The 22,729-nt window shown below is 56.6% G+C and carries 18 protein-coding genes and 1 pseudogene; 2 read left to right on the top strand and 17 right to left on the bottom strand.

Annotated features, from left to right (window positions below):
- Nucleotides 1–80: 80 nt before the first annotated feature.
- The 5 genes and pseudogenes from trmFO to sucC form a co-directional block, all read right to left on the bottom strand.
- A pseudogene (gene trmFO, locus NNL35_RS13615) lies at nt 81–1,409 on the bottom strand (FADH(2)-oxidizing methylenetetrahydrofolate--tRNA-(uracil(54)-C(5))-methyltransferase TrmFO); the annotation flags it as partial.
- Nucleotides 1,410–1,477: 68 nt separating this feature from the next.
- Nucleotides 1,478–3,568, bottom strand: coding sequence for a type I DNA topoisomerase (topA, locus tag NNL35_RS13610; protein ID WP_254553455.1), 2,091 nt, complete (start codon nt 3,566–3,568; stop codon nt 1,478–1,480).
- 28 nt (nt 3,569–3,596) lie between these two features.
- The gene (gene dprA / locus NNL35_RS13605) at nt 3,597–4,715 is read right to left on the bottom strand and encodes a DNA-processing protein DprA (RefSeq protein ID WP_254553454.1); all 1,119 of its coding nucleotides are present in this window, start codon (nt 4,713–4,715) and stop codon (nt 3,597–3,599) included.
- Between the two features lie 998 nt (nt 4,716–5,713).
- Complete coding sequence (gene sucD, locus NNL35_RS13600) at nt 5,714–6,658, bottom strand: succinate--CoA ligase subunit alpha (protein WP_087441454.1); 945 nt, start codon at nt 6,656–6,658, stop codon at nt 5,714–5,716.
- Nucleotides 6,659–6,685: 27 nt separating this feature from the next.
- A complete protein-coding gene (gene sucC, locus NNL35_RS13595) occupies nt 6,686–7,846 on the bottom strand; it encodes an ADP-forming succinate--CoA ligase subunit beta (protein ID WP_254553453.1) in 1,161 nt (386 codons plus the stop codon).
- A 414-nt stretch (nt 7,847–8,260) separates the two neighbouring features.
- Between sucC and NNL35_RS13590 the strand changes: the two genes are divergently transcribed.
- Nucleotides 8,261–9,799: a YifB family Mg chelatase-like AAA ATPase gene (locus NNL35_RS13590; RefSeq protein ID WP_254553452.1), complete on the top strand. Its 1,539-nt coding sequence runs from the start codon at nt 8,261–8,263 to the stop codon at nt 9,797–9,799.
- 55 nt (nt 9,800–9,854) lie between these two features.
- On the opposite strand, the gene NNL35_RS13585 is transcribed toward NNL35_RS13590, so the two are convergent.
- The 11 genes from NNL35_RS13585 to NNL35_RS13535 all read right to left on the bottom strand — a co-directional run bounded on the left by NNL35_RS13585 (nt 9,855) and on the right by NNL35_RS13535 (nt 20,582).
- Nucleotides 9,855–10,289 (bottom strand): YraN family protein, encoded by a 435-nt coding sequence (locus tag NNL35_RS13585; protein WP_254553451.1) that lies wholly within the window; start codon nt 10,287–10,289, stop codon nt 9,855–9,857.
- Nucleotides 10,282–10,602: an EscU/YscU/HrcU family type III secretion system export apparatus switch protein gene (locus tag NNL35_RS13580; protein ID WP_111155444.1), complete on the bottom strand. Its 321-nt coding sequence runs from the start codon at nt 10,600–10,602 to the stop codon at nt 10,282–10,284. The genes NNL35_RS13585 and NNL35_RS13580 overlap by 8 nt, the downstream gene beginning before the upstream one ends.
- Nucleotides 10,599–12,551 (bottom strand): DNA ligase, encoded by a 1,953-nt coding sequence (locus tag NNL35_RS13575; RefSeq protein WP_254553450.1) that lies wholly within the window; start codon nt 12,549–12,551, stop codon nt 10,599–10,601. Before NNL35_RS13575 ends, NNL35_RS13580 begins: the two co-directional genes overlap by 4 nt.
- 96 nt (nt 12,552–12,647) lie before the next feature.
- Entirely contained in the window at nt 12,648–13,364 is a 717-nt protein-coding gene (locus NNL35_RS13570) for a ribonuclease HII (RefSeq protein ID WP_276540150.1), read from the bottom strand.
- Between the two features lie 850 nt (nt 13,365–14,214).
- A complete protein-coding gene (gene ylqF / locus NNL35_RS13565) occupies nt 14,215–15,105 on the bottom strand; it encodes a ribosome biogenesis GTPase YlqF (RefSeq protein WP_254553448.1) in 891 nt (296 codons plus the stop codon).
- Between the two features lie 36 nt (nt 15,106–15,141).
- On the bottom strand, nt 15,142–15,765 hold the full coding sequence (gene lepB, locus NNL35_RS13560) for a signal peptidase I (RefSeq protein WP_420832854.1): 624 nt from the start codon (nt 15,763–15,765) through the stop codon (nt 15,142–15,144).
- Between the two features lie 137 nt (nt 15,766–15,902).
- Nucleotides 15,903–16,244 carry a 50S ribosomal protein L19 gene (gene rplS, locus NNL35_RS13555; RefSeq protein ID WP_006676652.1) on the bottom strand — a complete coding sequence of 114 codons (342 nt, stop codon included), beginning with the start codon at nt 16,242–16,244 and terminating at the stop codon, nt 15,903–15,905.
- A gap of 423 nt (nt 16,245–16,667) precedes the next feature.
- On the bottom strand, nt 16,668–16,814 hold the full coding sequence (locus NNL35_RS13550) for a hypothetical protein (protein WP_254553446.1): 147 nt from the start codon (nt 16,812–16,814) through the stop codon (nt 16,668–16,670).
- A 203-nt stretch (nt 16,815–17,017) separates the two neighbouring features.
- The gene (locus NNL35_RS13545; protein ID WP_254553445.1) at nt 17,018–18,859 is read right to left on the bottom strand and encodes an SGNH/GDSL hydrolase family protein; all 1,842 of its coding nucleotides are present in this window, start codon (nt 18,857–18,859) and stop codon (nt 17,018–17,020) included.
- Nucleotides 18,860–19,150: 291 nt separating this feature from the next.
- The gene (thpR, locus tag NNL35_RS13540; protein WP_254553444.1) at nt 19,151–19,741 is read right to left on the bottom strand and encodes an RNA 2',3'-cyclic phosphodiesterase; all 591 of its coding nucleotides are present in this window, start codon (nt 19,739–19,741) and stop codon (nt 19,151–19,153) included.
- Between the two features lie 4 nt (nt 19,742–19,745).
- Nucleotides 19,746–20,582, bottom strand: a complete 837-nt coding sequence (locus NNL35_RS13535; protein ID WP_254553443.1) for a helix-turn-helix domain-containing protein — start codon at nt 20,580–20,582, stop codon at nt 19,746–19,748.
- 119 nt (nt 20,583–20,701) lie between these two features.
- Between NNL35_RS13535 and NNL35_RS13530 the strand changes: the two genes are divergently transcribed.
- Nucleotides 20,702–21,982 carry an alpha-L-fucosidase gene (locus tag NNL35_RS13530; RefSeq protein ID WP_254553442.1) on the top strand — a complete coding sequence of 427 codons (1,281 nt, stop codon included), beginning with the start codon at nt 20,702–20,704 and terminating at the stop codon, nt 21,980–21,982.
- 56 nt (nt 21,983–22,038) lie between these two features.
- On the opposite strand, the gene NNL35_RS13525 is transcribed toward NNL35_RS13530, so the two are convergent.
- Nucleotides 22,039–22,335 (bottom strand): DUF5412 family protein, encoded by a 297-nt coding sequence (locus NNL35_RS13525; RefSeq protein WP_254553441.1) that lies wholly within the window; start codon nt 22,333–22,335, stop codon nt 22,039–22,041.
- Between the last annotated feature and the right edge of the window lie 394 nt (nt 22,336–22,729).

Here is a 22,729-nt window from a genome sequence, read left to right as displayed (position 1 = left end):
GCTAGGACCAAAGAATCAATAAATGAAAAGGAAACGGCACCGATCCGTGGCGAGCCGCTTCCTTTCCGCTGTACAAGCTGTTATGTGTTGAACAGACCCGCTTCGTCCCGGTACGCTTTCAAAGAATGGAGAGCGCGATGGGCCAGCGCTTCGTTCTTCTCTTTTTTGTTGCGGATCCGCTGCCCAAGCGGCGGGAAGAGGCCAAAATTGGCATTCATCGGCTGGAAATGCTTGAAATCGGCTGTCGTAATATAGCGCGCCATGCTTCCGAGCGCCGTATCCTCCGGCAGCAGCACCGGTTCGCTCCCTTTGGCGTATCGAGCCGCATTCAAGCCGGCCAGCAGCCCGGAAGCAGCCGATTCGACATAGCCTTCCACCCCGGTCATCTGTCCTGCGAAGAAGAGCGACGGGCGTCCCTTGAATTGATAGGTCGCCTCCAGAAGCTTCGGCGAATTGATGAAGGTGTTGCGGTGCATGACGCCGTAGCGTACGAATTCCGCATTCTCCAGCCCCGGAATCATCTGGAACACCCGCTTCTGCTCGCCCCATTTGAGATGGGTCTGGAAGCCTACCATATTATAGAGCGTGCCTGCGGCGTTGTCCTGACGGAGCTGGATGACCGCATAAGGCGTCTTGCCTGTGCGCGGATCCGTCAATCCGACGGGCTTCATCGGCCCGAACAGCGCCGTCTGCTTCCCGCGGCGCATCATGACCTCGATCGGCATGCAGCCTTCGAAATAAATCTCCTTCTCGAACTCCTTCAATTCCGCCGTCTCGGCCGTAACAAGCGCCTCGTAGAACGCATTGAACTCTTCCTCGTTCATTGGGCAGTTCAAATACGCCGCTTCTCCCTTGTCATACCGGGAAGCCAGGAACACCTTGTTCATGTCGATGGAATCCTTCTCCACGATCGGCGCAGCCGCATCGTAAAAATAAAAATATTCCTCATCCATCAGCGCCTTAATCTGGTCGGACAATGCCGGCGATGTCAATGGCCCGGTAGCAATGACGGTAATTCCGTCCTCCGGAATCTCCGTTACTTCCTCATTGCGGACATCGACGAGCGGATGCTCGCTCAGCTGCCTTGTAATCTCCCCGGAGAATCCGTCCCGATCGACAGCCAAGGCGCCTCCGGCCGGAACCGCATGCTTATCCGCCGCTTGCATAATCAGCGAATTCATAAGCCGCATTTCTTCCTTCAATACGCCAACCGCGTTGCTTAGTCCGTTCGCGCGCAAGGAGTTGCTGCATACCAGCTCCGCGAACTGGCCGGTATGGTGGGCCGGCGTCTGCTTCACCGGCCGCATCTCATAGAGCGTCACCGCAACTCCCTGCTGCGCAGCCTGCCATGCCGCCTCGCTGCCGGCCAAGCCCGCACCGATAACGGTTACTCTTGGCTTATCCATTGTCTGATGTCCCCCTCGGTTGCCTGCACCTGCTGCAGTAGCCCTTTATTTCATCTTATGCTTGCCCACGGTTAATCATCCTCGTTGTCCTGCATCATTTCATTATGGTCGCACTGCGTGCACTGCAGCTTCGTTCCTTGCTTGCTCCGCTTCTCGACCATTAAGCTGCCGCAGGACGGACATGGCTTGACCGATGGCCGGTCCCACATCACATAATCGCAGTCCGGATAACGATCGCAGCCGTAAAAGACGCGTCCCTTCTTGCTGCGGCGCTCAACCAACTTGCCTTCCTTGCACTTCGGACAGGCTACGCCCGTATCCTTCACAATCGGACGCGTATTGCGGCAATCCGGAAATCCGGAGCAGGCGAGGAATTTGCCGAAGCGGCCCATCTTGTACACAAAATGGCGTCCGCACTTCTCGCATATTTCATCGGACACTTCGTCCTCGATTTCGACTTCCTTCATTTCTTCCTCGGCAACCTGAAGCCGCTTCTCGAACGATTCATAGAAATCGCTGAGCACCTTCACCCAGTCCTGCTGCCCCTCTTCCACATGGTCGAGATCTTCCTCCATATGCGCGGTGAATTCAGCGTCCAGAATCTCAGGGAAAAACTCCTCCATCAGCTGGATGACCAGTTCGCCCAGCTCGGTCGGAACGAATTTCTTCTCCTCGATCGCTACATAGCCGCGCTTCTGGATCGTCTCCAGCGTCGGCGCATACGTGCTCGGTCTTCCGATGCCAAGCTCCTCCAGCGTTTTCACCAGTCTCGCCTCGGTATACCGCGGCGGCGGCTGGGTGAAATGCTGCTTCGGTTCGATCGCTTCCTGCTTCAGCTTGTCGCCCGGCTTGAGCGGAGGGAGCAATTTGTCATCCTCGACCGTACCGTCGTCGTTCCCTTCGACATAAACCTTCATGAACCCGGGAAAGCGCACCTTGGAGCCGTTAGCGCGGAACGTAACATCTCCCGCCTGCAGATCGACCGTCATCGTATCCATGATAGCGGACGTCATCTGGCTCGCTACGAACCGTTCCCATACGAGCTTGTAGAGGCGATGCTGATCGCGGCTGAGGAACGGCTTCATCTGATCCGGGCTGCGCAAGACGGACGTAGGGCGAATCGCCTCGTGCGCATCCTGCGCATTCGCGGCCTTTTTGACATATTGCCGCGGCGACTCCGGCACATATTCCGCTCCGAACTGGGAGCCGATATATTCCTTGGCTTCCTCCTGAGCCGTCGGCGATATCCGCGTCGAGTCCGTACGCATATAGGTAATGAGACCGACCGTGCCTTCCTTGCCCAGGTCTACCCCTTCATACAGCTGCTGCGCAACGGACATCGTCTTGGCCGCGCGGAAGTTCAGCTTCCTCGCCGCTTCCTGCTGCAGAGAACTCGTCGTAAAGGGAGCGGACGGATGGCGAAGCCGCTCCTTCTCCTTCACCTCAGAGACGACAAAGGCCTGCTTCTGCAGCGCGTTCAGCACTTCATTAACTTCGGCCTCGTTCGACAGTTCCTTCTTTACGCCATTCATGCCGTAGAACTTGGCTTCGAACTTGGACTTGCCTGCTTCAAGCTTGGCGGTTATCGTCCAGTATTCCTCAGGAATAAAGGCGTCGATCTCATTCTCCCTATCGATAATCAGCTTCACGGATACCGACTGCACCCGACCCGCAGACAACCCTTTCTTCACCTTCTTCCACAGAAGAGGGCTGATTTTGTATCCGACCAACCGGTCGAGAATGCGTCGCGCTTGCTGGGCATGAACAAGGTCCATATTGATTTGACGAGGCGTTTTGAACGCATCCTTCACGGCCTGCTTCGTAATCTCATTGAATACAACGCGGCAGGCTTCCGTCTCATCCAGTTCGAGCGCATGCGCCAGATGCCAAGCGATCGCTTCTCCTTCGCGGTCGGGGTCAGCCGCGAGGTACACTTTTTTCACTTTCTTTCTTGCATCTTTCAATTCTTTGAGCACGCTGCCCTTGCCGCGAATCGTGATGTACTTCGGGGCGAAATCTTGCTCTATTTCAACGCCGATCTGGCTCTTGGGCAAATCACGCACATGCCCCATAGACGCTTTGACGATATATTTGCTGCCTAAATATTTTCCGATTGTCTTCGCCTTCGCAGGCGACTCGACAATGACTAATGAATCCGCCATAGGCGCACCCTCCTCTCCAATCTCCTCTTCATATCCATATCGAATGGTATACGGCTCCCTGGGCCTCCCGAACTCTCTGTTTTAATTGTAAGGATAACAAAATTCGATGCAGCTCCGCAAATGGGAGGCCGCTCGCAAGGAGCAGTTCCTCAAATGTACTGCCTTCCAGGCGAATCAGTTCGCATATCCGGCGCTCTTCCTCGGTAAGCGGTTCGCTCTCGGTGAGGCCGACCGTTCCATTATTGTACGGCAAAGTGACTGTTGTCAACCGCGCCTTCAATTCTTCCATTATATCTTCGGCATGCGCAATCGGTCTGGCCCCATTTCTCATTAGAAATAGCGGGCCTGCCGATTTGGGCGAAGTAACGGGCCCCGGCACGACAAAAACCTCCCTGAACGATTCCGTCGCAAAATCGGCGGTGATAAGCGCGCCACTGCCCATGGCGGCCTCCACGACGACGGTTCCGAGCGTCAGGCCGGCAATAATGCGGTTGCGTCGGGGGAACAAGCCGGGATGAGACGGGGTGCCAAGCGGATATTCCGTGAGGACGATGCCGGAAGCGGCGATCCGTCTCGCCAAATTCGCATTCTCGTACGGATAGATGCGATCGAAGGCCGTGCCCATCACCGCGGCGGTCCGCCCCTGGATGAGAGCGCCTTCATGACTGCAAGCATCGATGCCTCTGGCCAGTCCGCTGACGATAAGGAATCCGGCGCATCCCAACTGCTCGGCCAATTGAAGGGCGACCTTCTTGCCATAGACGGTAGGATTGCGCGTTCCTACGATGGCGATCGCATCGGAGGACAGAGCGGTCCAATCCCCTTTCCCGTACAATATCCAAGGCGGCTGCGGAATCTCCTGCAGCAGCGGAGGATAGCATTCATCCCAGCGGGTAATCCATTCAATCCCGGCGGTATTAGCCAGTTCCAGCCTCTCTTCCAGCCTGTCTGCCCGGAAGCCTGCCGCAAGCTTCCTCGCCATCGAGGGCTTCATCCCTAATTCTGCCCAATCCGATGCCGGGCGGTTCAGCCAATCTGCCAGTCCGCCGAACCCGACGCGCTCCCCTAACGCGCGAATCGTATGCCAGCCGATACCGATGATTTCATTTAACGCAAACACGAGCTCCCGTTCCGTCCAATTGCCCATTTCAGCAACTCTCCTTCACTTTACGGGAAGCGTGCGTCCGCTTCCCTTATTTTGCTTGAGATAAGATCAGAATGCAAGCATGAACTACGCTTTCTTTGCAATAACTGGGTGGAAAGAAATTATTAAGCAATTCACTCGTAACCAACTCCGGCATCGACTCGTGTGTCCGGGACTCGCATGCCCGAGACTCGTATACCCGGCTTACTATTTCGTCAGTTGCGCGGTTCGTCCAGGTGGTGCAGGTCGGTTCATTTCCCTCATTTCGCGCAGGTCGCTCCGCTTCATCCACTTCGCGTAACCATACAATCCCAAGTAGCCTAATTCGCCCAGTAACTCAAGGAACCCGTTCACGCAGGTGGGACTGTTCGCACGGTTCATTCCAGTTGGGGCATTTCTCTCAGTTACTCCAGAGCCCAGTCCCGCCCTACTTGATTCAGATCGTCCAGGTGGGCAGTCGCAGAGTTCGGGCGGGGCAGTTCGTACGCTCCACCCAGTTGGGGCAGTTCGCACAGTACCTCTAGGTGGCTAAGTTCATCCCACTTCATCTACTTCGTCCAGTTGGGGCAGTACGCACACTCCGTTTAGATGGCGCAATTCGTATGCTCCGTCCAGGTGGCGCAGTTCGTACGCTCCACTCACCAAGTCGAGTTGAAATCCTGCATTTCTACATCAATTTACACCATTTGAGATATTAATTAGTCAAATTACTGCAAAAAGGCATCTTTTTCGCTAATTATTTCGTGTATTTTATCGATATTGTTGAAATTCCTGCACTTTTGCAGGAATACGATAACGGCATAACTACGCTCATGAAAATACTGTAGTTTTACAGGATTTTTGGATACCTCGGTCATCTCCGTGCAAGTCAAGCTGGGAGAAGCCCCCCAAAAAATAAAAAAGCAACCTTCCTCCGCTCGAAATCGTTCGATCTGGCAGAAAGGTTGCTTACCTATCGCTTCAATATATATGGATAAATGTATGTGTGGTTAAGGTTGTAGTTAAGCTTGTGTCTGCGGCTGTGTCGTGCATTGCTCAAGCAGGCCGCGTTCTTCCAGCACGGATACGAGCGTGCTGCCCATTTCCGCCGGCGTCGGCGCCACCTTGATGCCGCAAGCTTCCAGCTTGGCTGTCTTCTCGGCAGCCGTGCCCTTGCCTCCCGAAATAATCGCCCCGGCATGACCCATCCGCTTGCCCGGAGGCGCAGTAGCTCCTCCGATGAAGCCGACGACCGGCTTCTTCATATTGGCCTGGATCCACTCGGCGGCTTCTTCCTCCGCCGTGCCGCCAATCTCGCCGATCATGATGACAGCATACGTATCCGGGTCTTCATTGAACATATGAAGCACATCGATGAATTCCGAGCCTTTGACAGGGTCTCCGCCGATACCGACGGCTGTCGACTGGCCGATGCCGCGCGTCGTCAATTGATGAACCGCTTCGTAAGTCAACGTTCCGCTCCGGGAGACGACCCCGACATGCCCCGGGGTATGGATGTAGCCCGGCATGATGCCAATCTTGCATTCGCCCGGCGTAATGACGCCCGGACAGTTCGGACCGACAAGGCGGGTGCGCTTGCCTTCCATATAGCGCTTCACCTTCACCATATCCAGCACCGGAATGCCTTCCGTGATGCAGATGACCAGATCGAGATCCGCATCGACAGCTTCCATAATCGAATCGGCCGCGAACGCCGGCGGCACGTAAATGACGCTGACCGTCGCGCCGGTTTCGCGCTTCGCTTCGATGACCGAATTGAAGATCGGGAGAGATACGGTTTGCCCGTTGTCTAGTTCTATGTCGATCTTCGTTCCACCCTTGCCCGGCGTTACGCCGCCAACCATATTAGTGCCGTATTCCAGGGCTCCCTTCGTATGGAACATTCCCGTCGAGCCCGTAATCCCTTGCGTAATAACCTTCGTATCTTTATTAATTAAGATGCTCATCGCTCATTCATCTCCTCGTCGACAAAATTATTGAACCAAAGCGACAATTTTCTGCGCTCCATCCGCCATCGAGTCCGCTGCGACAATGTTCAATTCCGACTCGTTCAGGATGCGCTTGCCGAGATCGACGTTCGTCCCTTCCAGACGGACGACGAGCGGACGATCCAGTCCGATTTGCTTCGCAGCTTCCACGACGCCGTTCGCAATAACGTCGCAGCGCATAATGCCGCCGAAGATGTTGACGAAGATTCCTTTTACTTGGTCATCCGACAAAATGATCTTGAATGCTTCCGTTACTTTCTCTGTCGTAGCTCCGCCGCCCACATCAAGGAAGTTGGCCGGTTCGCCGCCGTAATATTTGATAATATCCATCGTCGCCATTGCAAGTCCGGCGCCGTTCACCATGCAGCCGATGTTGCCGTCGAGCGCAATGTAGCTCAAGTCGAACTTGGACGCTTGAATTTCCTTCTCGTCCTCTTCGTCGAGATCGCGCAGCTCTTGAATGTCCTTGTGGCGGAACAGCGCGTTGGAGTCGAAGTTCAGCTTCGCGTCAAGCGCCATCACTTGTCCGTCGCCGGTTACGACCAGCGGATTGATCTCTGCGATAGAGCAATCCTTATCAACGAATGCCTGATAGAGCGCCAGCATGAATTTGACCGATTTGTTGACCAATTCAGCCGGGATGTTGATCGCATAAGCGAGGCGGCGCGCCTGGAACACTTGCAGGCCGACAGCCGGGTCGATAACTTCCTTGAAAATTTTCTCCGGAGTCTTCTCCGCCACTTCCTCGATCTCGGTGCCGCCTTCCTCCGAAGCCATCATCACGACGCGGCCGGTTGCGCGATCAACGACGACGCCGACATAATATTCTTTCTTGATGTCGCAGCCTTGCTCGATGAGCAAGCGCTTGATTTCCTTGCCTTCCGGGCCTGTCTGATGCGTTACCAACACTTTGCCCAGCAGTTCCGACGCATATGCGCGCACCTCGTCCAGGTTTTTCGCAATCTTGACGCCGCCCGCCTTGCCTCGGCCGCCTGCATGAATCTGAGCTTTCACCACGACAACGGACGTTCCGAGCTCCTTCGCCGCTTCAACGGCTTCATCTGCCGTAAAGGCAACCTTGCCGTTCGGAACTGCAACGCCGTATTGCTTCAATACTTCCTTGCCTTGGTACTCATGAATATTCATTGTGCATCCCCCTAACCCATCGTTAGCCTCTTAGGCCGTGTAGCGACGCGTAGCCATCGGAGCCGGTAGCATGATAGACCGTATCAGCTGCAGACAGAATCTGCCTTGATCCGTCTCCTGGCGCGGCCGTGAACGCGGAACCGCTTCCATCGCTTCGAAAACGCGTTCTTCCGCGGAAAATATATACAGTCCTCCAATATTGTATCATGTTTTTAAAACGCTTTCCTCTCTTATTCGAGCTGAAAGTACATTTTTTTGATATCATTATCATCTATTAATGAGATGAATCTCATATCCATTGACGGAGGAGCTGACATACTCCTATAATATTAATATATTTAGGGACGATAAGGAAGCACCTTTCCCCTGCATCCGGCTGTATGGCCTAGATGAAGGAAGGAGAGGTGTTTTTACATGTATGGGAAATTGTGGAGCGCATCGATATGCGGCGTCGACGGCCGGCTCATCCAGGTCGAAATCGATATCTCGCCAGGCTTGCCGAACGTCAATCTCGTCGGTCTGCCCGATGCGGCGGTCCGCGAATCGGTCGAACGGGTGCGCGCGGCCGTCCGCAACAGCGGCTGGAAGTTCCCGCTCGCGCGAATCACGGTCAATCTCGCGCCGGCCGACGTGCGCAAGGAAGGAACATCCTTCGATATGGCGATCGCGGCGGGGCTGCTGTGCACGAGCGGTCAGCTGCCATCCGAGCCGCTCGACGACATGCTGCTGGTCGGGGAGCTGGCGCTGGACGGTTCGACCCGGCCGGTTCCCGGCATATTGTCTCTGGCCGACGAAGCGCGCAAGCAAGGATTCAAGCGGATGCTCGTCCCCGCCGACAATGCGGAGGAAGCCGCCCTTGTGGAAGGGCTGGACATTTATCCGCTGCGCCATCTGCATGAGTTGGTCCGGCTGGAGGACATCGCCTCCTGGTCTGCAGGCCCCGATTCAGGGACGCCGTGCCAGGGGCAGGGAGAGGGCGGAATATCGAATCCGGCGGAGGACTATGCCGATGTATATGGACAGCTTCATGCTAAGCGCGCCCTTATCGTGGCTGCGGCCGGCATGCACAATATATTGATGACGGGGCCGCCGGGCACCGGGAAGACGATGCTCATCCGCCGTCTTCCGACCATCCTGCCGCCGCTCAGCGACGACGAGGCGCTGGAGGTATCGAAGCTGTACAGCGTGTCCGGCAAATGGGACAGGGCAAGCGGCGGGCTGATGCGCGAGCGCCCTTTCCGGGCACCGCATCACTCCATTTCCTCTGCCGGCCTGATCGGCGGCGGCTCGATTCCGAAGCCGGGGGAGGTCAGTCTGGCTCATCATGGCGTGCTCTTCCTCGACGAACTCCCCGAATTCCCCCGGCAGGCGTTAGAGGTGCTGCGGCAGCCGCTGGAGGATCGTCATGTGACGATCGGACGGGCACGGGCGGTGTATCGCTTCCCCGCCCATTTCATGCTGGCCGCCTCCATGAACCCGTGCCCTTGCGGCTACAGCTCGTCTTCTGAGGGCGACTGCCGCTGCACTCCGGCCCGGCTGGCCCAATATCGGGCCAAATTATCCGGGCCGCTGCTGGACCGGATCGACATGCAGGTCGAGGTCCCCCGCTCTCAGGTCACGGAATGGAAAGGGCCGTCTCTGTCTTCCACTGAGATGCGATCCTTGGTGCTTCAGGCTCACCGGCGCCAAGCCCAGCGTTACGCAGGCTTTAAGCTGCGCTTCAACAGCGAGCTGTCCGGCTCCCTGCTGCGCCGGCACTGCGCGATATCGCCGGAGGCGGAGCAGCTGCTTCAGCAGGCTTATGATCAATTGGGATTAAGCCTGCGGGCGCATGATCGGCTCTTGAAGCTCGCGCGGACGATTGCCGATCTGGAGGAGCAGGATTCAATCGGAGCCGCCCATGTCGCGGAAGCGATTCAATACCGCTCGCTTGATCGGCGCAAGAAGGCGTAACGCGCCACACCTCATCCAGGGGCATATCAAGGGAGAGCCAACCGTGTCCGATCGGTCAAAATGCATTGCGAAACACGGTAATATCCGGGGGAATGGAGGAGGCGCCGCCCAGGGCAACCGTGACTGCGTCGAAGCGGATCTCCGCTTCATGGAGCCGGTAACGGTTCACGTACACTTCGGCCACGGTTCTTACCTTGTGCTGCTTCCGCCAGTCAATCGCTTCAGCCGCCTCCTCCGTTCCGGCAGCGCCGTACCGGCTGCGCACCTCAACAAAGACCCAGCAGTTGCCGTCCCGCGCGATGATGTCAATCTCGCCCGTGCGGCAGCGCCAATTCCTGTGAATAATGCGATAGCCGAGCGCTTCAAGCCGCTCGGCTGCCATCCGTTCCGCCGCAGCCCCCTTCTCCTTCCGGTTGAGGCGGCCGCTGCGTTTATTCTCTGTCCGCTTATCCTGCTTCAAGCTATCCGCGCCGCGGCGGAACTCATTCATGACGATTCCATCCTTTCTCGGCCCGCTGATCGGTCCGGTAGATGAAGGTCAGCACTTCCGCGACCAGATGATACAGCTCGGCCGGAATCTGCTGGTCGATATCCAGCTTGGAGAGCACCTCCACCAAGGAGGGGTCCTCCTGGATCGGCACGCCGCTCTCCTTCGCCTTCTCCAATATCTGTTCGGCTAGCTGTCCCTGCCCTTTGGCGACAACAACCGGTGCCTCATACTGCTCCGGCTTATAGGACAGCGCAACCGCCGTCTTCCGTTGATAACGCCCGGTTGTCCGGGATGCTGCTTCCGGGTCTTTCATATTCTGACATCTACCCCTTTGTACGGCTGAAGCGCATAATCGTCCATATCAATCTCAGGCCGGTTCTTCGGCTCGTCCACCTTCGTCTCCGGCATCGGCAAAATGCGGAACGCCGACAGCTGATAGCCGATCCGATTCATCGCTACCTCCACCTCGCCGCGAAACCCGCTCAGCCATTCGCCGATGCCCTCATCCTCCTGATGGATATGAAGCGCCACGGCCCGCTCCACGACCTGAACGTCGACGAGCGTCCGGCCCAGCGCCTTCATGTTCAGATCGAACCAGAGGCGGCAGTTATCCGACTCCAGTTCGCCCCGGCGGCTCTGCCGCGATTGGATGTGGACGGCGGCCGTCTGCTGGCCGTCCGGCGTCACGAGCGGTACGAACAGGGTGACATGCGTGAACGGCGCTTGCCGGTCGCTTGTCAGCAGCAGCTGCTGGCCCGTAATCTGATGGACCAGCTGCTGCGCCGCCTCGCGAACGGCCGGCGGCAGCGCATCGCTCTGAAGGAGCTGAAGCAGCGCGCTCTTCAGCGACTCCGCCGGCGCGGCGGTCGTCTGCGCCGCGCTCTGCTGCGGCGGCGCCTGAGCCGCTTCCGGCGCTGTGGCGGCCGCGGCACGCGCAGCGGCTCCGGGCTCAGCAGCCGGAGCCTGCTCTGGCGTGCCGCCCGGCACGTGCGCTGGCGGCGCTTGAGGGCGCACTGCCGCTTCCGGCGGTGCAGGCGTTCCCGGCATCGCCGGGGCCTGCGCCGCGGCGCTTGAGGCCGCGCCAGCCGCTGGCGGCGCGGCTGGGCCGGGCTGCGGCCGGACGGCGGTGCTCTCCGCCGCCGCGCCGCGTCCCGGGACGCCGTCGCCTTGCGGCGTCCCGCTGCCTGCGGCCGTCATCTCCAGGACGGCCGCGCGGTGCACCTGCTGCTCATGCGGCACGCCGAGCAGCTGTAGCAGGCGCCCAATCCAGGCGCCTCCGCCCGCGGCGGGTGTCTGGGCTGCCGCACCGGCAGCAGGGGAAGCTCCGCCGGGAGCACCTTCTCCCGCAGGAGCGGCCGTTGAGGCCGTAGGCCCAGCCGCTGCGGACGCCGCTGGCGGGGCGCCTGTGGCAGCCGGCCCGGCAGCGGGGCCGCTGCCCGCATTCGCGGCGGCGTTCCCTGCTGGCGAGCTGCCTGCGGCGGATTGGCCCGCAGCCGAAGCAGCGGCCGGATTCCCTCCCGCAGCGGCTGGAGCCGGCGCCTGATTGCTTGGCGAACCGCCGGAAGCGGAATCCATCCGCGGCAGCGACGCCATAATATCGCGCACCAGCGCCTGCGCTTCCCGAAGCGGTGCAGCCCAAGGAGCCGCCCCGCCGGCCGGTCCTCCTGCGCTGCGGGCAAGCGCAGCCTCGCCCGCACGCTGAAAGCCGGCAAGCAGATCATTCAGCGGCTTGCCGAACATCGCCTGCTGCAGGCCACGCAGCGTCTCGCCGCTAAGCGGCAGCTGGCGGCGCAATGCAAGACCGGCCGCCTGCATCCACTGCTCGGCCGGAACGCCCTGCGGCTTGGCGGCCAATGCCTGCGCCAACCGCGAGGCAAGGTCCTTCGTCAACGGCAGACCGCTCTTTTGAAGTTCGTGCAGCAGTCTTCGAGCCCAACCCTCGTCCGGAAGACCGGATTGCTTCAACGCTTCCTCTATCGAAGGGAGCTGAGCGAACGCCGGACCGTCAGCCGCCTTCAGCATAATCATGCCGTCCGCCTGCTGTCCCTGCACCTGAAGCCAAGCCGTCTGTCCCGGGCGCATCGGCGTATCCAGAACAGCGCGCACCGGCACCCCGTTGATCTGAATAACGGCCTCGCGTCCGTTCTCGGCCACGCTGGCGACGGTGCCGCGCACCACCTGGCCGCTTTTCAATTCCAATGTCCGCTGCTCGCCGGGTCTCGCCTCCCCAACCAAGCCGCGCACCATCTGCGAAATATTCACAGGCCAACCCCCGTTCCTCAAGAACAATATACTTCTATATCGGCAGACGGAGGCCGGAATATGAGCCGGGCCATAGTCCCCTGGGCCCGTACATGCCTAGAACAGGCTCAACTGCTCCTCCTCCGGGAAGAGCGACTTCAGGAACGACTTCCGGTGCATCGGCGTCGGACCAAGCTGTTCCAGCTGCTCTCGATGCAGCTTCGTTGCATATCCTTTATGTACGGCAATGCCATAGTCGGGGTACATCCCGTCCCACAAGCCCACACACAGCCGATCGCGCGTTACCTTGGCTACAATCGAGGCGGCCGCGATAGATTGACTGTTCGCATCCCCCTTCACAATCGCTTCCTGTGGCAGCGGGCAATCGATGCGCTCCGCGTCGATTAGCAGCATGTCGGGACGGACGCCGAGCCCCTCGACGGCCTGCTTCATGGCCAGGCGCGAAGCCTGCTTAATATTAATGCGATCAATGGTCGACGCGTCGACCTGCGCAACAGACCAAGCGATCGCGCACTCCGTTATCTCTTCGTAGAGCGCCTCCCGTTTTTTCGCCGATAGCTTCTTCGAATCATTTATCCCGTCAATCACGACGCCCGCAGGCAGTATGACGGCCGCAGCGACTACATCGCCGAACAGGCAGCCCCGCCCGACCTCATCAATGCCGGCCACATACTGAAGCCCTTCCTCCCATAACCGCTTCTCCCATGCGGTCAGATCGATCGCTTCAGCTTCTGCATCCACTGTCTTGCGCTGACCCATTATCTTCCCCTCTTCCTGCATTTCACTCGCCTGGTTTCTCCTCAACTTCTCCATCATCCGCCCCGTTGGCAGACTATCCCGTTACAATTGGTACCTCACATCTATCTATACGCCAAATAACGACATATGTTCTGCGAATGGAACAATATGGCGAATTTTCCCGAATTCGAACTTGCTCGTCTCCCTTTCCATGCAGATGACTCCCTTCGAGTGCTGGTGATCAGCCGCCATTCCCCGGCTTTTCTTTTCACCAATCTCCCAACGAGTCAGGTGGCTTCTTGCCCTCTCCCATCCTTTCGCCCATTATCCCTTTCCGTCAGTTTTTCTAAAGCACCGCTTCTTTCATATATTCAAAAACCATAAGCTAAAAATCCGGGTGGAATTGCATTTAAAGTACTGCTAGCTTACCTATTTCTGACCTAAGGGGAGAGTGGTAATAAGGGTCCCATGCGTTTCCTGATTCGTTGGGATATTGCTCATAAGACACTTCACACAGACACGTTCCCCTTGACCGAATGGAAGATTGTTCATAAGAACCTCCACACACTCCGCTTCCCTGACTCAACGGGATATTGTACATAAGATCCTCCACACAGACCGTTCTCCTGACCCGACGGGAGATTGTACATAAGGTCCTCCACACAGACCGTTCTCCTGCCCCGATGGGAGATTGTTCATATGAGCCTCCTCACACACACGTTCCTCCTGACCCGACGGGAGATTGTACATAAGAAGCTCTCCACACACACGTTCCCCCTGACTCGATGGGAGAATGGCTGTTATGCCATACTGCGCCTTCATATACGGTTGGGCGCAAGGGAAAAGGCAGTGAGCGACGACATCATATCGAGGATCAAAAAAACGCCGCGCGTCCGATGAATCGGCGCATACGGCGCTTTCCCGTTCAATTCCCGTTCTCATTGACGAGGAAGGAATACGGCTCCTCGAGCGTTATCCGGCCCAGCTTGCCTCCCCGCAGATCGCGAAGGATGACGCTTGACGCTTTCTCCAGATTGACGCGTCCGCCAGCCATCAGACATCCGCGCTTGCGGCCGATCGCTTCCATTATCTCGACAATCTCATCCTGTTCCCGGCCGCCTTCCGGCGGAATAGCGAGGCCATAGCGTTCATTGAGCCGCTCCCGATACTGGTCGGCTAGCTGCTTGATCGTATAGAACGCGATATCTTCAACATTCAATATTTCATCCCTGATCGCTCCGGTCGCCGCGAGCCGGTAGCCGACTTCCTGGTCCTCGAACTTCGGCCACAAAATGCCAGGCGTATCGAGCAGCTCCATCTCGGAACCGACCTTGATCCACTGCTGCCCTTTGGTGACCCCTGGGCGATCGCCGGTCGCGGCCACGCTGCGGCCAGCCAGCTTGTTGATGAGCGTCGATTTGCCGACATTCGGTATGCCGACGATGAGCGCGCGCACCGGGCGCGGCTTCATCCCCTTGGCGAGCTGGCGCTGAATTTTCTCTTCCAGCAGCTTCCGGGCTTCGCCAGGTATCTGCGCGACATTCGTGCCTGTCGAGGCGTCGATCGCGAGCGCGGCATGGCCTTCGCCACGGAACGCCTGCAGCCAACGCGCATTCATCTCCGGATCGGCGAGGTCCGCCTTGTTCAATAAAATAAGCCGCGGCTTATGTTGCAAAATGTCGCCAATCATCGGATTGCGGCTGGACATGGGCAACCGCGCGTCCAATAGTTCGATGGCGACATCAATCAGCTTGAGCTTCTCCTGGATCTGCCGCCGGGCGCGCGTCATGTGCCCGGGGAACCATTGGATAGTCATCGGCATCCACCTCCTGGTGATTCAGTCTCTGCCTGCCTAGTGGTGTTGTACAAACTTCGCATGCGACAGCGGCCAGAAAATAACATCCGCTCTTCCGATGACGTCCTTCAACGAAATAAATCCAAGCATGCGGCTGTCCGTGCTGTTGTTCCGGTGATCTCCCATAACGAAAATATGCCCTTCCGGCACAGTGTTCTTTTGAATCAGATCATTCGGGAAATCGCGGTCATTGTACAGCTCTCCATTTTTGTGAGCTTCGTCCAGCGCTTCTTGTATGTAAGGTTCTTGAACCTTATTGCCATTGACGTACAGATCGTCGCCGCGGTATTCTATCGTATCCCCGGCCACGCCGATAACCCGCTTAATCAAATCGCGATTCTCCTCCGGTACGTGGAAGACGACCACTTCCCCGCGCTTCGGCTCGCGAAAATCATACAAGACTTTATTCACAATAAGTCGCTCGCCCGTCCAAAAATTCGGTTCCATGGAAGGGCCGTCTACGATAAACGGAGCAAACAACAGCCATCGCACGATGACGACGAGCACCACGGCGATCGCAATCGCTTTCACCCACTCCAGAAGCTCGTTTTTCGCTTGCGTCTTTTTGGTTGGCGGCTCTTCCGCCGCATTCGGTTGCATCATTTGGTCGTGTTGATCCATCGGCAGTGCCCCGCTTTCCTCGAATTGCTGCTATGCAGTCATATCATACGCTATCGGTAGGCGAACATGCAAGCTTCGGCCACTTACGTGGAATAAAATAGCAAAAGGGACTTGCAGCTAAGCAAGCCCCCGGTTCCTTAACGGATTTCTTTGATTCTCGCTGCTTTACCGCGAAGATTGCGAAGATAATAAAGCTTCGCACGACGCACTTTACCACGGCGAGCCACTTCGATTCTATCGATTTTAGGCGTATGAAGCGGGAACGTACGCTCAACACCTACGCCGTAAGAAATCTTACGAACGGTGAATGTTTCGCTGATTCCGCCGCCACGACGCTTAATGACCACACCTTCGAACAACTGGATACGCTCGCGGGATCCCTCGATAACTTTTACATATACCTTCAAAGTATCGCCGGGACGAAAGCTAGGAATATCCTTGCGAAGCTGGTCTTGCGTAATTGCTTGAACGATATTCATCTTGGACTCCCTCCTTCCACACAGGTGTTCATACATCTCGGGAGCGCCCCATGCGCTCGACCTCATCGAATATAGAGGACCACCGTATTCCGAACAACAGAAATAATTCTAGCATACCGTCCAACCAATTACAAGAAAATAATTTATGTATTCATCTTATTTTCAATCTGTCTGCACAAACGGGTATGGTTAAGCGCATAGCGTCATTATTCAGTATAATCCGTTTTCCCGTAAATAAAACAGGCGCTCCATTGCATATGTAATACGATGCGCTTGGAAGCAAGCGATTATTGCGTACTGTCGGGCAATTTACGCTTATTGGTTCGGATCGAACAGGCGCCGCACGAATTCCTCAAAGCTTTGTTCCTCGCAGTAATGAAGCGACAAGTTGTCATCATGCCATATTTCGACAAGCGCCCAGCCTTATCCGACTTCCTTCAAAAAGTCAAGGTAGTCCTCAGGCACGCCCTCTATCCCCTCTTTTATTATCTCTTCCTCCGTGCATGGCTCAAATGGATAGAGCGAAGGATTATTGAGGATCCGTTCGCGAATCGATTCATATCTTGGCATCGTGTCCTCCTATATATTCTCCGAATTATGGGATGCGAACGATTAAGTATGTACTCAAGCCGTCATAGCTTCACGCGAGCCTGAACGCCGCTTCGATATGCAGATACAAAAGACCACTTTCTCCATCAAGGATATCATACCCTGAAGGGAAAGTGGTCTCGTTTGGCCGGATTAACGGTCAGAGACGCCTAACTCCAGCCGCATCAAGGCTTCGCTTCCTTCCAATAATCATAGGCATGCACCGCATTGCCGATATAGGCGTTGAACTCGCCTAATAGTTCAGGGAGAAGTGAGAGCTGCTTCTCCATCTCGACACTGCCTTTGTCGAAGAAGGAAATATGGCCGCCTTCCGGGCTCTGCTTCATCTCGACGGTGACGATGAGCGGCTTCCCCTGCCGATCGGCCATGCGCATCTCATCGCGGACAACGGCCGCAATGCCGTTCGAGCCGTCTGCTATGTTGCGGAACGCCATCAGCGACACATGATCCATCGTCCGGATCATCCATTCGCTGACCGACAGCTCCGGTTCGTCAGGCAGAAGCGTCCGATCAAGCCACACGGCCAAATCGATGCTCGTCTCCAGGTTCGAGTTCCGTTTCGTCTCCTCCACGAACATCTTCATGTTGGCCGTCCATTGGCGCAGCACCTCGTCCTTGCGGCTCGACCAATCCGGGAGCACGTACGGCTCGACATCCAGATGGATGCCGTGGAACCGCTCATCCGCTTCCGCCGCGCGGTTATACTTTTTCACGTAATCAATCAGCCTGCGAATGCGCGGCGCGTTATCCTGCAGCGCCCAACCGGGGTGGCCGCCCATGGCGTGCATCTCGATGCCTGCTTCATGCGCCTTCTTCACAAGCGAGCGGTAGACTTCGTACGGCTGCTCCAAATCCAACCGGACGTAAAGCAAATTGATGCCTTTGTCCCGGGCAAAGGCGATAATCTCATCCGGCTGGTGAATCGCCAGCTCGGCCCGCCAAATATAGGTGCCGACAATCGGCTTGACGCGTTCAATCGGTGAAGCGTCCGGGACCCAGTCGGGATCCGGAGCGGGTTCAGGCTGTCCCGGGTCGGGGTTCGGTTCCGGATCAGGCTTCGGGTCTGGAGCGGGCTCGGGATCCGGCTTCGGTTCCGGCTCCGCCGGATCGGGCACATTCGGCTGCTGCGCCAGCAGGTCATTCCAATAACGGTAATCGTGAACGGCGGTTCCTCCATAGGATGAATGCCCCGCCAAAGAAGCGCCGATCTGCTTCAAAGCATCGTTCATGGCCGCGGCGCCCTGATTGGCGAAGGTTGTATGCTCTTCTCCCGGCATCGGCTTGGCGTTGATCCCGACCAATACCTTCGTGCCAAGCCGGTCCCCGATAGCCATCTCCTCGCGAATCAGGGCCAGGATGCCATTGTCCCCTTCCAGCTCGTGACGATACGCCATCAGCGTCGTGTAATCAAAGCGCTTCATGACCGATTCCGTCAAAGAAGCATCCGACGGGTCGGTTCCGGCGTAGCCGTCGAACCATACCGGGATGTCCACGCCGAACTCGAGGCTGCCTTCCTTCCGTCCGGCCTCCAGGAAGACATCGAGATTGTCCATCCACGCATGAATAATCTCATTCGTGTCTTCCTCCCATTGCGGAAGCACATACGGCTCGATGTCAAGATGGATTCCCCGGAACCGCTCATCTTCCGCTGCCTGAGCATTATAATGTTGGATTTTGTGAAGAAAATCCATCATCCGCCCGCGGTACTCCGGCAGCGCCCATGTCGGATCGCCCGCCAGCGCATGCACTTCAATGCCTTCCTTGGCGGCCTGCCGCACGAATTGGCGGTATGCCGATTCCGGAACATCCGGGTGGATATGCAAGTACATTACATCAATCTGATTATTTTTGGCAAAAGACAACAATTGCTCCGGATCCGAAACGATGCGCTCGGCCTGCCATACCCATGTTGCCTGCTGCGGTTCGTCCGCCTGCGTGAAGCCGGCCATCAGGGCGGCAGATACGATGAGCAGCAGCAGACCGGCCCGAGTTGCGAGTCTATTCATTCGTCTCTCCTCCATTCCTTCCAGCAGTCACGGCGGCAGGGCGCAGCATCGTCATACCGGTTCGATAACAACATTTCCCGACAGTTAACGGCGTGTATGCGCTTGTTCAAAATGTGTCTCATCCCTCCTGTCTGGTACTGTCCTCGCAAACGAAGACAAGAAAAGGCCTGTTCATGGCGAAAAATGCCGGTTGGACAGGTCTTTTTTATTATAAAGGTGGCAAACCCGTAAATATATGTGAAAAAGGGCCCGTTTTCCCCGGACGTCCTGCGGGTGAAAACAAGCCCTTTTTTATGAACCGGAAGTACCGGATAGCCGGAACTCCCCCAGCCGCTCGTACATCGGCGTCGCCTGCATATGCGTCCGGAACAGACAGAACCGATCCGCCGTCCATTCCGCCGCCGCGCCGCTCGTATCTGCCTCCAGCATGCCCGGGTCCCATGCAGTTGTTCCCTTATACTTGCGGGCCAACGTAATATGGGGCCGGTATGGCCTCGCTTCCGGCATGAAGCCTAGCGGAGCCGTCGTCTTCAGAACCTGATGATGCAGTTCATGAAGCCTGTCGATGTCTCCGGCGACGGCCGCCCACAGTACCCGCGGCGAGGAAGGAAGCCCGAACGTGCCCCGTCCGCCCAAGGCCAGCCGGAACGGCGCGCTGCGTGCCGCCGTCCGGTTCAGCTCTTCCAGCAGCGGCGCCAGCTTCGACTCCGGGGTATCGCCGAGAAATTGCAGCGTGATATGGTAGTCCGCCGGATGAACCCAGCGGGAAAAAGCCCACTGGCGCTGCGCTTGCTTCGCCCAGTTATCGAGGACGGCGCTGGCAGACTCGCCCAGCGGCACGCCGATAAAGAGCCGCATCTTGTTCTCCGTATCCGCCATCATCTGTTCACTTCGCCTCCGTCTTATGCGCCGCTTTGAACGACGTTGGATTGAATCCGGTACTATTTTTGAACAAGCGCGAGAAATAATATACATCCAGCCCGACCGCATCGGCCACTTCGGTCACCGTCAATGCCGTAGTCAGCAGCAGCTGCTTCGCGCGCTCGATTTTCATCCGGTTCATATATTGAACCGGCGACTCTCCCATATGCTCCCGGAACAAGGTAATGAAGTAATTCGGGTGAAAATGGACCCGCTCCGCCAGCTGCTGCACATTCAGCCGCTCCGACAGATGCTCGTTCATCATCTGCAGGGCCACATTCAGCTTGTCCAGCGCCTGGGACGAAGGCAGATCAATGCGTTCCAGACCCGCCGTCCGGAAATACAGGCTGAGCAGCTCGATCAGCATCGCCTGCTTGTTCAGCTCCGCCGTCCAATGTCCGCCTGCATGGCATCGGATGAGCCGTTGGAAATGGCTCCCCGCCTCCCGGAACACGTCTTCCGGCAGCGTAAGGCAATACGGAATCCGCATCGACTGGAACAAATGGCGCTCGCCGATCAAGGCCGTAAAGTGGCACCAGTATTTCTCGTAGGTATCGTCGCTTATCGTTCCATAGGACTGGATAACGCGGGCAGGCATGATGACCATTTGACCAGGCCCGGGATAATAGGCCGTACCGTCGATCTCGATTTTCCCTTCTCCGCTTCGTATCAAATACATCCTGTTGAACTCCGGCACAAAGTCGGTTTCGCGCCAGTCGGGATTGCATTTCGTGTAATAGGCATCGGTCACGCTCAGCCGCACATTGGCCAGATAGCGCTGCAGCAGCTCCGGCTTTCCCATGCTTGCATGCTCCATTCCATAATCTTAATTTTGTCCAAAAACGAATGAATTCTCTCTATCTTCATTATAACCGCTCCATCGTACAATGGGGACAAATAAGGGCAAAGGAGAGAGAAACGATGACGTTATCCGAACGCGAGCAGCGTATACAATGGTTCAATCACGATCGCTTCGGCATGTTTATCCATTGGGGATTATATGCGATTCCCGCCCGAGGCGAATGGGTTCGCAGCTTCGAGCGCATCTCGGTGGAGGATTATGAGAAATATTTCAACAGCTTCAATCCGGTGAATTACAATCCGAAGGCATGGGCCAAGGCTGCCAAAGCCGCAGGCATGAAATATGCAGTCATGACGGCCAAGCATCATGACGGCTTCTGTCTGTTCGACAGCGCCTTGACGGACTATAAAGCGACGAATACGCCGGCGGGCCGCGATCTGATTCGCGAGTATGTAGACGCATTCCGGGCCGAAGGGATCAAGGTCGGCTTCTATTACTCGATTATCGACTGGCATCATCCGGACTATCCGGCCTATGGCGATCGCCAGCATCCGATGCGGGACAACGCGGAATTCAAGGATCGCCCGCAGGACTTCAACCGCTATCTTGACTATATGCACGGCCAGGTGAAGGAGCTGCTGACCAACTACGGGACAATCGACGTGCTCTGGTTCGATTTCTCTTACGAAGATATGACCGGTGAAAAATGGAAGGCGACCGAGCTGGTGAACATGATTCGCGAGCTGCAGCCGAATGTGCTGATCGATAATCGGTTGGGCGGCAACATCAAGGCCCGGGAGCCGGAAATCTATGCAGGCGACTTCGCTTCGCCGGAGCAGCTGCTGCCGCCGCATGGCATCGTCAACGAAGATGGGAAGCCGATTCCGTGGGAGGCGTGCATTACGCTGAATCATCATTGGGGCTATCACGCGCATGACCGCGACTACAAGACACCGAAGCAGGTGGTTCGCGGCCTCGTCGAATGCGTAAGCAAGAACGGGAACATGCTGCTCAATGTCGGGCCGAATGCGAAGGGCGAGATTCCGCAGCTATCGCTTGACGTGCTGGACGAAGTCGGAGCCTGGATGCGGGCGAACGGCGACAGCATCTACGGCTGCGGGGCGGCAGCCCTGAGCAAACCGGAATGGGGACGGTACACGCAAAAAGGCAATAAGCTGTACGCGCATATTTTGGATCGGGGCATCGGGCCGATCGCGCTGCAAGGCTTGAATGGCCGCGTGAAGGAAGCGCGCTTGCTGGCGGACGGAGCCGAGGTCAACATTCAGACGCCGTGGAATGCGGTCGACTATCCGGATTATCTGTTCATCAATATTCCGACAGCCCAACTCCCGGACGACATCGATACCGTCATCGAGCTGACGCTGATGGATGCCGAGTAAGAGAAGACCGCTGGAGGCGTTATCCAGCGGTCTGTTTGTTGTTTTGCGTTATGTAATTACTTGGGAGTTTGATTTCTGTATTTTCTGAAATCGTAGGTTTCTTTTTTGACATTCAATGTCTTCCCGTTGATGACAAGATGAGTGTCATCGAGCCATCGCATATTTGCCTTTTCGATGTGATAATCCCAATAAATATTTTTGCGGCTTCCTTTTTTATTGTTCAATAATTCGCCGCGAATGGCAAAGCCTCCGGTAGCCCCTCCCGCATTGACGAGATAGGCCTTCAGCGTATACGTATTGTCGGGCGAAGTGGAGGCGGCAATGAAGTCACCTTCCGGTAATAGCAGTAACATTAATCGCTTAGGCAACCTCTATCCATCGAAATATCCGGATGCTCTTCTCCAGTCGAGTATCTCCACAACGCAATTTTTTTCATTTTTTCCGTAACAATTGTTCAAAAATAGAGACAGTTTGCCGATATAGTTAGTACAAGGGACGTTACAGTTTCTTGGAAATCATATCAGGGAGTGATTGATATGACAATATTCATCGCAGTATTGGAATTCATTGGCGCCATTATTCCTCCGTTGATTGATCTGCTGAAGATGTTCGCAGCTTGACGCGGACGAGCCGCAAGTTACTCCCACACCTAAGCCCATGAACTATGGCATACCTGCCTTGGTTCACGGGCTTTTCCTGCATGCTCTCACTTCTGTGAATCGAATATTATTGCAAAAAGAGCACATC

The organism is Paenibacillus dendritiformis, assembly GCF_945605565.1.
GTDB lineage: Bacteria > Bacillota > Bacilli > Paenibacillales > Paenibacillaceae > Paenibacillus_B > Paenibacillus_B dendritiformis_A.
Note: the sequence above shows the minus strand (reverse complement) of the source record. Positions and strands in the feature narration are given on the sequence as shown.